The following is a 13,813-nucleotide window of genomic DNA, read 5'->3' on the forward strand; positions in this document are numbered from 1 at the left end:
GTGCAGTAAAAGGGGCAGCCAGCGGATGTCTGGCTGCTTTCCTGAACGAGGGGCGTCATCTCTGGTTCAGAGCTTGATCAGTTTGGCGTAGTAGAAGCCATCCATCTCGGCTTCACCCGGTAGGAACTGGCGCCCAGGGCACTCCGGGGTGTCTTGCGGGTGCAGCGGTACCAATTTGGCACCTTTGGTGGCCGCAAGGAAGGCGCGGATCTGCTCGCGGTTCTCTTCCGGCAGCACGGAGCATGTGGCATAAAGCAAGGTGCCGCCGCTTTTCAGCTTGCCCCAGAGGGCATTGAGAATGCGGCGCTGCAGTTCGGCCAGCTCACGAATGTCCTGATCCCGGCGCAGCCACTTGATGTCGGGATGACGACGGATCACGCCAGTGGCGGAGCAGGGGGCATCCAGCAGAATGCGGTCGAACTGGCCCTCTGGCCACCACTGATCCGGGGTGCTGGCATCGCCATGGATCACCTGAGCGGTGAGGCCGATGCGAACCAGGTTCTCTTGCACCCGTTTGAGGCGGTTTTCGTCAGCATCGACGGCAACCACGCCGGCAAGCTTGGGCTGGCGCTCCAGCAGGTGGGCGGTTTTGCCACCGGGGGCGGCGCAGGCGTCGAGTACCCACTCACCCGGTTGTGGGTCGAGCAGTTGTGCAGCCTGCTGTGCGGCGCCATCTTGTACCGAGCAGTCACCCGCTTCGAAGCCGGGCAGCTTGGTCACATCGCAAGGACGCTCCAGCAGGATGCAATCTTCCCCTTCCTCACCGGCTACCGCATTGATGCCCACTTCGGCCATGCGGGCCAGCATCTGCTCGCGGCTCTGGCGCTGACTGTTGTTGCGGATCCACATTGGCGGGCGCTGGTTGTTGGCCTCCATGATCAATTCCCACTGATCAGGGTAAGCCTGGCGCAGCCGTTTGGTCAGCCACTCTGGATGACCAAGGCGAATGTTGGGTACCCGGTCGATGCGCAGCAGGATGACTTCAGCGCTGCGCTGGAAGTTGCGCAGCACGCCGTTGATCAGGCCACGCAGGGAGGTACCCTTGAGCAGTTTGACGGCATTGACCGTCTCGGCTACAGCGGCGTGGGCCGGAATGCGGGTATAGATGAGCTGATAGAGGCCGACCAGAATGAGGTAATGAAAGATGCGGCTCTTGTTCTTGAGCGGCTTGTCCATCATCTCGCTCACCGCCGCATCGAGGCGGGGTAGCCAGCGCAGGGTGCCATAGCAAAGTTCTTGCAGGAGGGCGCGGTCGCGAGGCGCAACCTTCTCCTGGGCAGCAGGCAGAACAGCGGAGAGAGATTGACCCTGATCCAGCACCTGTTGAATAACGAGAGCAGCCTGTGCGCGTGTTTTCATAATGTTACCTTAGATGCGCAAGTCGGGACCTGGGCCCCGCTTGTGTCAATTCAGTTCAATTGCGTGCCGGGTTCAAACCAGTCGCGGCGAGAGTTCAGCAGATCTGCAACCGACATGGCTTTTTTACCGGGTGGCTGCAGGGTCAGCAGGCGCAAGATGCCTTGGCCGGTGGCGATGTCGATCCCCTGTTTGTCTGCGTTGAGCAGGGTGCCGGGTTGCTGACCGTGCTCGCAGGCGATGACCTCTGCTTGCCATACTTTGATGGTTTGGTCAGCCACCTCAAACCAGCTGATAGGCCAGGGGTTGAAGGCTCGGATACAACGCTCAATCGTCACTGCGTCCATTGACCAGTCGATGCGAGCCTCCTCTTTGGAGAGCTTCTCGGCGTAGTTGGCCAGCGCATCATCTTGCGCGTCGGCCGCTGTTTCACCGGCCGCCATGGCATTGATGGTATCGACCAGCGCCTGCGGGCCCAGTTCCGCCAGCTTGTCGTACAGGCTGGCCGAGGTGTCGTCTGCCGAGATGGGGCAGTTTACTTTACGGATCATGGCGCCAGTATCGAGCCCCACATCCATCTGCATAATAGTGACACCGGTTTCGTCATCGCCTGCCCAGATTGCGCGCTGGATCGGCGCAGCACCGCGCCAGCGTGGCAGCAGCGAGCCGTGGACGTTGATGCAGCCCAGCGGGGGGGTATCGAGCACAGCCTTGGGTAGGATCAGGCCATAGGCCACCACCACCATCAGGTCGGCACCCAAGGCGGCCAACTCGGCTTGCGCCTCTTCTTTGCGCAGGGAGGCTGGTTGGTAAACCGGCAGATTGTGGGTCAGGGCCAGCTCTTTGACCGAGCTGGCGGTGAGCTTCTGACCGCGACCGGCAGGCTTGTCAGGCTGGGTATAAACGGCAACGACCTCGTGGTCGGAAGACAACAACGCCGCCAAGTGACGGGCGGCGAAGTCGGGAGTACCGGCAAAAATCAGTTTCAGTTTCTTCAATGCAACAGGTCCTCAGAGGGCTTTGCGATCTTCACGGGCCATTTTTTCCAGCTTCTGACGAATGCGCTGGCGCTTGAGTGGGGACAAGTAATCCACAAACAGCTTGCCGACCAGATGATCCATCTCATGCTGGATGCAGATAGCGAGCAGATCGTCCGCTGCCAGTTCGAATGACTTGCCGTGACGATCCAGTGCTCTGATGGTGAGCTGTTCGGCGCGAGGTACCAGGGCACGATGTTCCGGGACGGAGAGGCAACCCTCTTCAATGCCGGTGCTGCCGCTCTGCTCGAGGATCTCCGGATTGATCAATACCAGAGGATCTTCACGGTTTTCAGAGACATCGATCACTATGATGCGCTGATGAATGTTGACTTGAGTTGCGGCCAGGCCAATGCCTTCCTCCGCATACATTGTTTCGAACATATCATCTACAATGTGTTGTAACTCGGGTGTAAAGGTCTCGACAGGGGCTGCTACAGTGCGCAGACGTTCATCGGGAAAGCGCAATACATCTAGAATGGCCATAGTTTTTTCTTTCGTTTCGTATAAATGCAGTCAAATATTGGCGTAATTCTAGTCATTTACGCCGACAAAAAACAGCAACACTTTGCGTGCAGAAGTAACAGGGAGTGTTATGTATCTGAAGCAAACCATCTTCGCCTGTTTGTTGGTGACCGTGGGCCAGTCTGCCCTGGCCGACCAGTTGAAGCTGAAGCAGGGTTATCCCGACAGTTATGTGGTGCAAAAAGGCGACACCTTGTGGGATATCTCCGGCCAGTATCTGGCAGAGCCCTGGCTGTGGCCGCGCCTCTGGAACATTAATCCGCAGATTGCCAACCCGCACTGGATCTATCCCGGCGATGTGCTGCACCTGACCTGGGTCAACGGGGAGCCCCGTCTTGGCAAGGAGATACAGGGGGGCAAGCAAGTTATTCGCCTTAGCCCCAAAAACCGCTATGAGAACAAAGCCAACCCTATTCCAACCTTGCCCATCAGCGAGATCGGCCCTTTCTTGCAAACCGACCATATTCTGGCAGATAGCCAGCAGCAGAAGACTCTGCCTTATCTGCTGGGATCGGACCAGAAACACATAGGCATGCTGGAGGGGGATACCCTCTATGTGCAGGGTTCACTGACGCCGGGGCAGGTCTATGGCGTCTATCACCCCGGAGTGATCTACAAGGATCGTGAAACCGGTGAACTGCTGGGCCAGGAGGCAATCTTTGCTGGTGTGGTGCGGGCTGTAGCGCGTCTTGATGGCGACCGGACCAAAGTAACCTTGACCCATAACCAGCGCGAAGTGCTGCAGGGTGACAAGGTGATGCCATTACCCGCGCAGGAGAACATGCCTGCTGTATTTATGCCCCGAGCCGCGCCTGCTATTACCCCCGGTTACATTATCGGTTTGCCAAACAAGACCCGTGGGGGGGGCAAGTTTGATGTGGTGCTGATCAATCGGGGGGCCCGTGATCAACTGGTCGCCGGGGATGTGCTGGATGTCAAACGCCCTGGGGCCGCTTTGGTAACCAAAAATGGCGATGTGCAGTACAAGGAGCTGTCGTCGGTCTTTAACCGGGTGTTTTACAGCAGTAATAACAAGGCACCACTGCCTTCCGAAGCGATTGCCCGAGTCATGTTGTTTAAGGTCTATGACAAGCTGAGCTACGGTCTCATCATGCAGAGTAATGACATGGTGAGCTCGGGTTATCAGGTCACTCATTTCTGACGTGACTTATCCAGATGAGCGTCTGGCGCTCTGGCTGACCCTGGATGCAGTCGCCGGTATTGGCCCGGTGACTGCTGCCCGCTTGCTGGAGCGGGTTGGGGGTGACATTCATACCCTGTTCCAGAGTGATGAAGCGCAACTGCATGGCATAGGCTTGTCGTCAGAGCAGATTAAGCAACTGCGCTGGCCATCGCCGGTTGTTGAGCAGAGCCTGGCTTGGGCCGCGTTGCCCGGCCACTTCCTTATTCCGCAAGACCATCCGGTTTATCCATCCTTGTTGCGGGAAATCCCCGCCGCCCCTTTGCTGCTCTACTGTCGCGGCGATCTCACTGCACTGTCACTGCCTCAGTTGGCGATGGTCGGGACGCGCCATCCCACCTATGCCGGCAAAGACAATGCCTCTCGCCTCAGTGGTGAGCTGGTCGCCTGTGGGTTGGCTATTACCTCCGGGCTGGCGTTGGGCATTGATGGTGTTTGCCATCAGCAAGCGCTGGCTTGTGGAGGCATCACCCTTGCAGTGTTGGGCTCGGGTCTCGACAGCCTCTATCCCAAACGCCATCAGGGGTTGGCAGGACAGATTCTGGAGCATGGTGGTTTGCTTATCTCCGAGCTGGCGCCGGATAAGGGGCCGCTCGCTGAACATTTTCCTCGGCGCAACCGTATTATCAGTGGTCTGTCGTTGGGAACTCTGGTGGTGGAGGCGACCGAACAGAGCGGTTCATTAATCACCGCCCGTTATGCATTGGAGCAGGGGCGAGAGGTGTTTGCAGTGCCCGGCGCACCGCAAAATGCCCAAGCCATAGGGTGCAACAGATTAATTCAGCAGGGGGCCAAACTTGTGCTGAGTGCGGCCGATATAGTGGAAGAGCTGCCTGAGTGGAGCGTTCAGCCGCAGTGGCCGGCTGCATCATCTGAGCAACAGCATAATAGCGAATTGCCTTATGCCGATTTGTTGGATAACGTAGATTATGAGACCACGAGCGTGGATACCGTTGCCGAGCGGGCCCAGCTTCCTGTCGAAGTGGTATTAGGCAGGTTGGTAGAGCTGGAGCTGGCCGGTGCAGTGATGGCGGTAGCCGGTGGATACGTCAGAGCGAGGAGGGCGAATCATGTTTGATGTATTGATGTACCTTTTCGAGACCTACATCCACAGCGATGCAGATGTGATGGTCGAGCAGGATGAGCTAAGCGATGAGTTGACTCGGGCCGGTTTCGATAAAGATGAAATCGACAAGGCACTGAATTGGCTGGAGCGACTGGCCAACTTGCACGATAGCGAGCGAGAGATCTATGTCACCGCCAGCGCGCAAGGCTCGATGCGTATCTATGCCCCGCAGGAGCTGGCTCGCCTCGGCACCGAGTGCCGTGGTTTCCTGCTCTTCCTGGAGCAGGCTCAAGTCTTGAATGCTGAAACCCGCGAAATCTGTATCGAGCGCCTGCTCGAGCTGGATAAACCGGATATCGAGCTGGATGACCTGAAGTGGGTCGTTATGATGGTGCTGTTCAACGTACCGGGCAGTGAAAATGCCTACCAGCAGATGGAAGAGCTGGTGTTTGATGAGTCAGACGGCGTCATTCACTGACAGTCCGGTGCCGCGCTGGTAGAATTCAGGCCATCTGGATTTCAAGGCGCGGCCCATGTCAAAAATCGATCATCACCTCTTTTCAGCCCACGAACATGCCTTCGAGCGCGAGCCGTGCCCGCAGTGTGGGGCCGAACTGGTGATGCGCCAGGGCAAGCATGGCCTGTTTCTTGGCTGCTCCACGTACCCTTCCTGTGACTATATCCGCTCCCTGACACCATCCGGCCGCGACATCGAAAAGGTGCTTGAAGGCTCTGCCTGTCCCGATTGTGGACAGCCGCTGGCGATCAAGAAGGGGCGTTACGGTCTGTTTGTTGGCTGCACCCACTATCCGGCCTGTCAGCACATCGAATCCTTGCAGGAGAGTGACGATACCCAGATCCTCTGCCCCGCGTGCGGCAAGGATCATCTGGTGAGCCGAACCTCCCGCTACGGCAAGCAATTTTACTCCTGTGATGGCTATCCCCATTGTAAATATGTGGTGAACGACAAGCCGATCCCCATGCCGTGCCCAGCGTGTGGTTGGGGCATCATGGTCGAGAAAAAAGTGCGGGGAAATCTGCGCTGGGTCTGTCCGCAAAAGAAATGCGGCCACCAAAGTGAGCAGGTATAATCGCGCCGCCGCAAGCAGATAAAAACGTTTTCGGTGAACATCATCCCCCACTTGGAGTAAGGACATCTTCACCATGAGTAAACCCTTTGTTGCCGTCTTGATGGGCTCTGATTCTGACTTTCCGGTGATGCAAACCACCCTTGAGGTGCTCAAGTCGTTTGATATCACCGTGGAAGTTAAAGTGACCTCTGCGCACCGCACTCCGGCAGCGACCCATCAGTATGTGACCGATGCCGAGGCCCGTGGCTGCAAGGTCTTTATCTGCGCTGCCGGTCTGGCTGCTCATCTGGCGGGTGCCGTTGCTGGCATCACCACTCGCCCGGTGATCGGCGTGCCTATCGATGGCGGCCCGCTCAAGGGGCTGGATGCGTTGCTCTCTACCGTGCAGATGCCGGGCGGTGTACCGGTGGCGACGGTGGCAATCGGCAAGGCCGGTGCCAAGAACGCAGGTTACCTGGCCGCGCAGATGCTGGCGGTGGCTGATGATGAACTGGCGGTCAAGGTTCGTGCCGAACGTCAGAAGAATGCCGAAGAGGTGATGGCCAAGGATGCCGCCCTGCAGGCTCTACTCAAATAAGTCGGTCGCGATCTGAAGTGAAGATGACGTATTTTGCCTGCACTCCAGCCAGCACGTCTATCCGCCATGGTCGCTGCCACCTTGATTCAATTTGCAACCAAGTGATGAGGCGGCAGCCAGACTGCCGCATTTTTATATGCCAAACAAATTTGAACTCGCAGTTACCGCTCTCCAGCAGGATGGGGTGATTGCCTACGCAACCGAAGCCGTGTTTGGCTTGGGTTGTGATCCTGACTCCGAGGTTGCGGTGCAGCGGCTGCTGGCCATCAAGCAACGCCCGGTGGAGAAGGGACTGATCCTGATCGCGGCGGATCTGGAACAATTGCAGGATTATATCGATCTGAGCCTGCTCACCAGCGAACAGCTGGCACGGGTTGAGGCCAGCTGGCCCGGCCCTTTCACCTGGATCATGCCGGCCCGTGCGACGACACCGGCCTGGCTGACTGGACAGTTCGACACCCTGGCGGTGCGCGTCACTGCCCATCCTCAGGTGCAGGCGTTGTGCCGTGCCTTTGGTAAGCCACTGGTCTCCACCAGTGCCAACCTGACCGGTGAGGAGCCTGCCCGTCGGGTGGCCGATATCGGTGAGCTGCTGGCAAGCAAGCTGGCCTATATCCTGCCCGGCGAAGTCGGAGGGAATGCCAATCCGTCCGAAATCAAGGATGCTCGCACTGGTTCCATTATTCGCCCCTCCTGAGGTGGCGGGGCATGCTGATTTACCGTCATGGTGATGAGATCATGGCGTGATACCACAACAAAAATGGACAGGACGTTCAAGATCCTGCCTGACTGGAGACAAGATGAGCAAACCGGATGTGGCCCAGGTCAAGGCCTTCCTGTTGCAGTTGCAGGATGAGATCTGCCGTGGTCTGGAGCAGGCTGACGGCGGCGGACACTTTGTGGAAGATAGTTGGAGCCGTGAGGGTGGTGGTGGCGGCCGCACCCGGGTGCTGCGCCACGGTGTTGTGATCGAACAAGGGGGCGTCAATTTCTCCCATGTCTATGGCGATGCCATGCCTGCCTCTGCTACGGCACATCGGCCCGAACTGGCCGGTCGCAAGTTCGAGGCGATGGGAGTGTCGCTGGTGATCCATCCGCACAACCCCTATGTGCCGACCAGCCATGCCAACGTCCGTTTCTTCATCGCCGAGAAAGAGGGTGAAGAGCCGATCTGGTGGTTTGGCGGTGGTTTCGATTTGACCCCCTTCTACCCGTTTGCCGAGGATGTACAGCACTGGCATCAGGTCTCCCGTGATCTTTGCCTGCCTTTTGGTGATGAGATCTACCCCGAGTTCAAATCCTGGTGCGACCGCTACTTCTTCCTCAAGCATCGCAACGAGACACGGGGGGTGGGTGGTCTCTTCTTCGACGATCTGAATCGCTGGCCCTTTGCTGACTGCTTCGCCTTTATGCAGGCGGTAGGTCGGGGTTATCTCGATGCCTACCTGCCGATCATCGAGCGACGCAAGGAGCTGCCCTATGGCGAGCGGGAGCGGGAGTTCCAGCTCTATCGCCGCGGTCGTTATGTGGAGTTCAATCTGGTATACGATCGGGGCACCCTGTTCGGGTTGCAGACCGGTGGACGTACCGAGTCGATCCTGATGTCGATGCCACCGCTGGCCCGCTGGGAGTATGACTGGCAGCCGGAAGCGGGCAGCCCCGAAGCCTTGCTCTACAGCGACTACCTCACGCCCCGCGAGTGGCTGTGACCCGAGGGGCCATGATGGCCCCTTTTTGCTGACCGATATTCGGCTTGTTCCCGAGTGGGAAAACCCGTTAAATCGGAATATTGCCCTCTGATGGAACTCTTTGATGGATCGTTATCTGGTTTTTGGCCACCCGGTGCGCCACAGCAAGTCCCCCTTCATTCATACCCTGTTTGCCAGACAAACCCAGCAAGAGCTGGAGTATGGGCTGGCCGAGCCTGCTGTCGACGAGTTTGCTGACACCCTGCACAGCTTCTTTGCTGAGGGAGGGAAGGGGTGCAATGTCACAGTGCCTTTCAAGGAGCAGGCATTCGCGCTGGTCGATCAGTTGAGCCCGAGGGCCAAGCGGGCGGGCGCAGTCAATACCATCAAGCTGACCGATGATGGCGTACTGCTGGGCGACAATACTGATGGTGCAGGACTGGTAGCGGATCTTAAAGCTCATGGTGTGACGTTGGCAGGCAGCCGGATCTTGCTGCTAGGGGCTGGTGGGGCGGCCCGCGGTGCGTTGGCGCCGCTGCTGGCCGAGAAGCCGAGTGAGCTGGTGATTGCCAACCGCACGCACGGAAAAGCTCAACAACTGGCTGCCGAATTTCACGATCTGGGTACGGTCACTGCCGAGGTCTTTGAGTTATTGACTGGGCGGTTCGATCTCATCATCAACTCTACTTCGGCCAGTTTGCAGGGTGAGCTACCACCGCTGGCCCCCGCCATTATCCATGCGGATATTGCCATCTACGACATGATGTACGGCGCAACGCAGACCCCTTTTATTAGCTGGGCCAAACAACATGGTGCCCGGCTAGCCATGGATGGACTCGGCATGCTGGTGGAGCAGGCTGCTGAAGCCTTTACCGTGTGGCGTGGAATCCGTCCAGGGACTAAACAGGTATTGAGAGAGTTGAAACGTAATCTGGGGATCCTATGAACCAAAGTATTTTGTTTCCTGACCTGATGGAGTGGCAGGCTAGCGAACAGCGGGTGCGTTTTCCCGCCCAGCAAATGGGAGCGCTGATAGATTGTTACATCAGCCAGCGGCGACTGGAGAAAATGACGGGTCTGGTGCTGACCCGGGAAGATGACATCGTCAGAGCCTTCGAAAGTGTGCGCTTTGACATCGAGGATGCTGCAGAGAAACTCATTGAAGAACAAGAGTTTGCTGAGGATGGCGCCATCTATCTCTGATTATTCGAAGTTTTTTTGTCTTGTAGCGGAACTACTTTGAAATGGTGCTGACTAACTAGATAGTTGAGGTAGTGCTAGCTAGTCACCTTTATAACTCCCCGGTATTCGTACTGGGGATTTTTTTATCTGCATGAAAATAAAAGATTTTTTCTTAACCTGTGAGTTGTGAAACTAAATTACAGAAATTACTTTCACTTTCTGCTGCTTTGTCGTACAGTTCTCTGCGTAGGGTACAGAGGTAAGATGTTCTATCTTTCAGACCTTTTATTTCACGTAATTGAATGTAGCTGAATAGCTGCCCCGGTGAGGTTCTCGTCGGGGTATTTTTTTATGGATGGCATTTAGAGTAAATGCTTTAAAATGCTGGTGCGTTTGATAGAATAAGGCTGCTGCTTGAGGAATACCTGTCGTCTGGTACTCTAAATTCAGCTTCTTCTCAATTTTTGAACTTATTGTTTCAGGCTGGATGGCATCACTGTCGTCCGGCCTCATTTTTATCCATCGTTTTAAGTTATGTAACTTAATTTCAAGTTTTCAGATTTTTTGTTATTTAACTTGGTGTTAAAAGAACAAAGCTGAAAACGATACCAGCATCAAGGTATGTTAATTATCGATGCAAAATTTAAATCTAACCATATGAAAAATATGAATTAATTTGTTTATTGTTGGGCTTTGACATTGAGATGATGCCGCAATGACAATGAAAGCGGCAATCTGAAACCCTTTCAATCAGCGGAGGAGTACTCCGCCAATTGCAAGGATGGCGAGGAGTAGATTATTCCCCGGCAGGTTCGTGTTGATCGGCGTCTGCGAGTTGTTGATCATCACCGCTGAGATACCATTCGGTGAGAGTTTGTTCCAACTTGTCCAAACCAATATTGGTAGTAGACGAGAAGGCGGCCACCTGGATCTGTGAGCCCAGATTGGCAACGGCTTGGCGCACCTTGATCACCTGATTATTGCGCGGACCCGGACTCAGTTTGTCGGCCTTGGTCAGCAGCAGCATCACAGGTAGATCACGGTGGGAGCTCCACTCCAGCATGTTCATGTCGGTATCTTTGAGCGGGTGGCGAATATCCATCAGGATCACCAGACCTTTCAATGATTCACGGCACTGCAGATACTCTGCCAGTGACTTTTGCCACTTGAGCTTCATTTCTAGCGGAACTTGCGCATAACCGTAACCCGGCAGGTCGACCAGGCGCTTGCCCGGCTCCAGTTCAAACAGGTTGATTAGCTGGGTTCGACCGGGTGTTTTACTGGTACGAGCCAGGTTCTTGTGTTTAGTTAAGGTGTTCAATGCAGATGACTTACCGGCGTTGGAACGGCCGGCAAACGCGATCTCGACACCCCCATCATTTGGCAGGTGGCGGATGTCGGGTGCGCTGGTCACAAAATGCACCTTATTGAAATTCAGAGTTTGTGTATCCAACGTAAATTCCCCATGGAGATAGAGGGTTATAGAGTTACTTTTTTGTAAAATGGTGTAAAATAGCGTCGCTTAAACGCGTTTATTTTAACATGCCTTCAGCGGCATGGGATCTGGAAGCCTAATAACGAAAAGTTGGAACGCCATGAAGAACCTAGTCATTACTCTTGCTCTGATGGTTGGCGTAACGGGGATGGCACAAGCCAAGGGCGATGCCGCTGCGGGACAGACCAAGGCTGCCGTTTGTGCGGCGTGTCATGGACCGGACGGAAACAGCCTGATTGATATGTACCCCAAAATTGCTGGTCAGCATGCATCATATATCAAAAAGCAGTTAGTTGAACTGAAGGCTGCCGCTTCTGGTCAAATTGGCCGGGTTGCACCTGTGATGGGGCCCATGGCATTGCCCTTGTCGGAACAGGACATGGACGACCTGGCGGCTTACTTCTCCAGCTTGAAAGTCACCCCGATAGCCGTGCCTGACGACGTGGTCGAAGCTGGCAAGGCGCTCTATATGGGCGGTGACATAAGCCGTGGTTTGGCTGCCTGTACGGCTTGCCATGGCCCCCGAGGCTCGGGTGTCGAACAGGCCAAGTATCCAAGCCTGTCCGGCCAGCACCCTGCTTATATCAAAGCTCAGCTCACCGCATTTCGTGCAGCTGCGCGGGATAACGACCCCAATGGTATGATGCGGGACGTTGCTAAGAAGCTGACTGATCAGGATATCGAAGTTCTGTCTAAATATGTGGCGGGCCTGCACTGATACCGCCGATATGGTCGATTTGAGTTGAAACGGGGAGCCTTGGCTCCCCGTTTTTTATGGTTTTGCGATAATGCTCGGTTTAATCCCCCCGTTCTGTAAGAGATCTTCCATTCTCACGGCAGGCCAAGGCTCATTAAATTGCATACAATTTTAAATATTTATTATTTATCAATTAATTATGTGCAGCTTGGTATTTTTCGGCATATTGAGAATGTTTTGAGTGGATTGAGCCACCTTATAGAGTTGATACAGTAGGCTCAATGGATTCACCCACGGATTGGGTGGCGGTTTTCACAACGGGATGTTGTGAGCAGAGGATGGCAGGCGTGGCGGGATGCCATGAGCTCGCAAGGGATTGAAGGATCAGGATGGTGGCCATCTCCGGAGCGGGATGGGTTGCGGGATGCAAACTCCCCGACACGATGGCAGGATGCGGTCGAGGCGGGTCAAACAGGCACACGCACATTCAGGAACGACTTAACATAAGGTCAGGATGACCACACCAAGATATGACGTGATGAGAAGTCTTAAGCAGAAAGGGTAAAGTGTACTGTTTTGCCCTTCAGGATCTACTCGCATAAACATATCAAGGCAGCTTCGGCTGCCTTTTTTCGTTGGGGTCATTAACCCGATTAGCCATTCTGTGTCAAAATACCAGCAACATGCCCAGAGGATACCGATCCTGCGGTGTTCAGTGGTCACTTTTGGCCGAGTTGGGGCGAGATCCTGTTCTTGTTCCATCCTTACTGTTCCTCGCATCGTATCCCACCGGGTCAGATCATCCCGGGTTCGGGTTCAATCCAGTTATTTTTCGGAGTTAGCCATTCATGTCTGCTAAACAACCCACTCGCAAGCCTACCGGTAAGCGCCAAGAATCTGATGTCAGTGCTCAGGAAGGTCGTGAGCGTAAGCGGGCTGCCAAGCGCAAGGGCCTGAAGGCAGGTTCTCGTCAGCAAGCCGAGCAACAAAACAATAACTCGAATAAGCAGCCCAAAGACCCACGGATCGGTTCACGCAAGCCGGTTGTATTGGTGCTGGATGAAAAGCAGAAAAAGCCGACGACGACCAAGCCGGTAAAAGAGAAGAAACTGGCGATGACGCCTGAGCAGGAGCTGGCCTCTATCGAAAATGATGATCGCTTGAATGATCTGCTGGATCGTCTTGATGCCGGTGAAACGCTGGAAGCTGCCGAGCAGGCGTGGGTTGATCAGCGGGTTGACCGCTATCAGGTGCTGATGGATGAGCTGGGGATCATCGATAACGATGAAGACGAGGATGACCTCCCGTTCGATGGTGATGATGATGCCGGGTTCGACGAACCACAACAGCCTGCTTCCGAAGAGGAGCTGTGGGATCGTTTCACTCAGGTTGATTACAAGCCTGAGCCAAAACCTGAGCCGAAGAAAAAGTGATGAGTGAGTGGATGCTGGCCGCCCTGTTGGGCGGCCTGATTTTGTCAGGCTTGGCCATCTATGCCGGTATGCTGCTAGCCAGGCTCAAACGACAGCAAGGGATGCAGTCGCAGGCGATTGCTGCCCGCAATGAGCTAATTCTGGATAGTGTGCGAGTCATTGCCCATGCGGTGCAGGAGGGACAGTGTGACTATTCCGAAGGTGCCATTCGACTGACCAACCTGTTAGATGCGTTGCAGATCAAGGGTGGGCGTGTGTTTGCAACCGAGTTCCCGGGTCTGTACGGATTGTATGAGAAGGTGAAAGATATGCCGACTCATGAGGCCAGGCGAGCCCTCAAGCGCAACCAAGTGATGAGGATGGATCTCGACCGCAGTGGCTACGAGGCTGAGCTGGAGGCTCAGATCCTCAAGGATGTGGCCCAACTGAAGGATTTTCAGTTAGGCCGATGAGCCGTCAATAACA

16 protein-coding genes are annotated in these 13,813 nt (G+C 55.3%); 12 read left to right on the forward strand and 4 right to left on the reverse strand.

Going from position 1 to position 13,813, the window contains the following annotated elements:
* Window positions 1-66: 66 nt before the first annotated feature.
* The 3 genes from rsmB to def are packed head-to-tail and all read right to left on the reverse strand — an operon-like array spanning window position 67 to window position 2,879.
* Window positions 67-1,359 (reverse strand): 16S rRNA (cytosine(967)-C(5))-methyltransferase RsmB, encoded by a 1,293-nt coding sequence (rsmB, locus tag BN4575_RS11450; RefSeq protein WP_068978266.1) that lies wholly within the window; start codon window positions 1,357-1,359, stop codon window positions 67-69.
* A 50-nt stretch (window positions 1,360-1,409) separates the two neighbouring features.
* Window positions 1,410-2,354 (reverse strand): methionyl-tRNA formyltransferase, encoded by a 945-nt coding sequence (gene fmt, locus BN4575_RS11455; protein WP_068978267.1) that lies wholly within the window; start codon window positions 2,352-2,354, stop codon window positions 1,410-1,412.
* A gap of 12 nt (window positions 2,355-2,366) precedes the next feature.
* Complete coding sequence (gene def, locus BN4575_RS11460; protein WP_068978268.1) at window positions 2,367-2,879, reverse strand: peptide deformylase; 513 nt, start codon at window positions 2,877-2,879, stop codon at window positions 2,367-2,369.
* 109 nt (window positions 2,880-2,988) lie between these two features.
* Between def and BN4575_RS11465 the strand changes: the two genes are divergently transcribed.
* The 9 genes from BN4575_RS11465 (at window position 2,989) to BN4575_RS11505 (ending at window position 9,744) form a co-directional block, all read left to right on the forward strand.
* Entirely contained in the window at window positions 2,989-4,080 is a 1,092-nt protein-coding gene (locus BN4575_RS11465; protein ID WP_068978269.1) for a LysM peptidoglycan-binding domain-containing protein, read from the forward strand.
* Window position 4,081: 1 nt separating this feature from the next.
* A complete protein-coding gene (gene dprA / locus BN4575_RS11470; RefSeq protein WP_068978270.1) occupies window positions 4,082-5,197 on the forward strand; it encodes a DNA-processing protein DprA in 1,116 nt (371 codons plus the stop codon).
* Window positions 5,190-5,663 carry a DUF494 family protein gene (locus tag BN4575_RS11475; protein ID WP_042018000.1) on the forward strand — a complete coding sequence of 158 codons (474 nt, stop codon included), beginning with the start codon at window positions 5,190-5,192 and terminating at the stop codon, window positions 5,661-5,663. Before dprA ends, BN4575_RS11475 begins: the two co-directional genes overlap by 8 nt.
* 55 nt (window positions 5,664-5,718) lie before the next feature.
* Window positions 5,719-6,276 carry a DNA topoisomerase family protein gene (locus BN4575_RS11480; RefSeq protein WP_068978271.1) on the forward strand — a complete coding sequence of 186 codons (558 nt, stop codon included), beginning with the start codon at window positions 5,719-5,721 and terminating at the stop codon, window positions 6,274-6,276.
* 73 nt (window positions 6,277-6,349) lie between these two features.
* Window positions 6,350-6,853, forward strand: coding sequence for a 5-(carboxyamino)imidazole ribonucleotide mutase (purE, locus tag BN4575_RS11485; protein ID WP_068978272.1), 504 nt, complete (start codon window positions 6,350-6,352; stop codon window positions 6,851-6,853).
* A gap of 136 nt (window positions 6,854-6,989) precedes the next feature.
* Window positions 6,990-7,550, forward strand: coding sequence for a Sua5/YciO/YrdC/YwlC family protein (locus BN4575_RS11490; RefSeq protein ID WP_068978273.1), 561 nt, complete (start codon window positions 6,990-6,992; stop codon window positions 7,548-7,550).
* Between the two features lie 103 nt (window positions 7,551-7,653).
* Window positions 7,654-8,562, forward strand: coding sequence for an oxygen-dependent coproporphyrinogen oxidase (hemF, locus tag BN4575_RS11495; RefSeq protein ID WP_068978274.1), 909 nt, complete (start codon window positions 7,654-7,656; stop codon window positions 8,560-8,562).
* Window positions 8,563-8,665: 103 nt separating this feature from the next.
* A complete protein-coding gene (aroE, locus tag BN4575_RS11500; protein ID WP_068978275.1) occupies window positions 8,666-9,487 on the forward strand; it encodes a shikimate dehydrogenase in 822 nt (273 codons plus the stop codon).
* Complete coding sequence (locus tag BN4575_RS11505) at window positions 9,484-9,744, forward strand: DUF1488 domain-containing protein (protein WP_042017991.1); 261 nt, start codon at window positions 9,484-9,486, stop codon at window positions 9,742-9,744. Before aroE ends, BN4575_RS11505 begins: the two co-directional genes overlap by 4 nt.
* Window positions 9,745-10,519: 775 nt before the next feature.
* Here BN4575_RS11505 and yihA read toward each other — a convergent pair.
* Window positions 10,520-11,176, reverse strand: coding sequence for a ribosome biogenesis GTP-binding protein YihA/YsxC (gene yihA, locus BN4575_RS11510; RefSeq protein WP_042017989.1), 657 nt, complete (start codon window positions 11,174-11,176; stop codon window positions 10,520-10,522).
* Window positions 11,177-11,318: 142 nt separating this feature from the next.
* Between yihA and BN4575_RS11515 the strand changes: the two genes are divergently transcribed.
* The 3 genes from BN4575_RS11515 (at window position 11,319) to BN4575_RS11525 (ending at window position 13,800) form a co-directional block, all read left to right on the forward strand.
* A complete protein-coding gene (locus BN4575_RS11515) occupies window positions 11,319-11,936 on the forward strand; it encodes a c-type cytochrome (RefSeq protein WP_068978276.1) in 618 nt (205 codons plus the stop codon).
* An 827-nt stretch (window positions 11,937-12,763) separates the two neighbouring features.
* Window positions 12,764-13,348: a Der GTPase-activating protein YihI gene (yihI, locus tag BN4575_RS11520; protein WP_042017986.1), complete on the forward strand. Its 585-nt coding sequence runs from the start codon at window positions 12,764-12,766 to the stop codon at window positions 13,346-13,348.
* Window positions 13,349-13,359: 11 nt separating this feature from the next.
* Window positions 13,360-13,800, forward strand: coding sequence for a DUF2489 domain-containing protein (locus tag BN4575_RS11525; RefSeq protein WP_042018081.1), 441 nt, complete (start codon window positions 13,360-13,362; stop codon window positions 13,798-13,800).
* Window positions 13,801-13,813 lie beyond the last annotated feature (13 nt).

It is taken from the genome of Aeromonas sp. EERV15 (assembly GCF_900079845.1).
Lineage (GTDB): Bacteria > Pseudomonadota > Gammaproteobacteria > Enterobacterales > Aeromonadaceae > Aeromonas > Aeromonas sobria.

What these genes read in the sequence shown, in the direction of transcription:
- rsmB (WP_068978266.1), bottom strand. Translation starts at nt 1,359, where the DNA reads ATGAAAACACGCGCACAGGCTGCTCTCGTTATTCAACAGGTGCTGGAT.
- def (WP_068978268.1), bottom strand. Translation starts at nt 2,879, where the DNA reads ATGGCCATTCTAGATGTATTGCGCTTTCCCGATGAACGTCTGCGCACT.
- BN4575_RS11465 (WP_068978269.1), top strand. Translation starts at nt 2,989, where the DNA reads ATGTATCTGAAGCAAACCATCTTCGCCTGTTTGTTGGTGACCGTGGGC.
- BN4575_RS11475 (WP_042018000.1), top strand. Translation starts at nt 5,190, where the DNA reads ATGTTTGATGTATTGATGTACCTTTTCGAGACCTACATCCACAGCGAT.
- BN4575_RS11480 (WP_068978271.1), top strand. Translation starts at nt 5,719, where the DNA reads ATGTCAAAAATCGATCATCACCTCTTTTCAGCCCACGAACATGCCTTC.
- purE (WP_068978272.1), top strand. Translation starts at nt 6,350, where the DNA reads ATGAGTAAACCCTTTGTTGCCGTCTTGATGGGCTCTGATTCTGACTTT.
- BN4575_RS11490 (WP_068978273.1), top strand. Translation starts at nt 6,990, where the DNA reads ATGCCAAACAAATTTGAACTCGCAGTTACCGCTCTCCAGCAGGATGGG.
- hemF (WP_068978274.1), top strand. Translation starts at nt 7,654, where the DNA reads ATGAGCAAACCGGATGTGGCCCAGGTCAAGGCCTTCCTGTTGCAGTTG.
- aroE (WP_068978275.1), top strand. Translation starts at nt 8,666, where the DNA reads ATGGATCGTTATCTGGTTTTTGGCCACCCGGTGCGCCACAGCAAGTCC.
- BN4575_RS11505 (WP_042017991.1), top strand. Translation starts at nt 9,484, where the DNA reads ATGAACCAAAGTATTTTGTTTCCTGACCTGATGGAGTGGCAGGCTAGC.
- BN4575_RS11515 (WP_068978276.1), top strand. Translation starts at nt 11,319, where the DNA reads ATGAAGAACCTAGTCATTACTCTTGCTCTGATGGTTGGCGTAACGGGG.
- yihI (WP_042017986.1), top strand. Translation starts at nt 12,764, where the DNA reads ATGTCTGCTAAACAACCCACTCGCAAGCCTACCGGTAAGCGCCAAGAA.
- BN4575_RS11525 (WP_042018081.1), top strand. Translation starts at nt 13,360, where the DNA reads ATGCTGGCCGCCCTGTTGGGCGGCCTGATTTTGTCAGGCTTGGCCATC.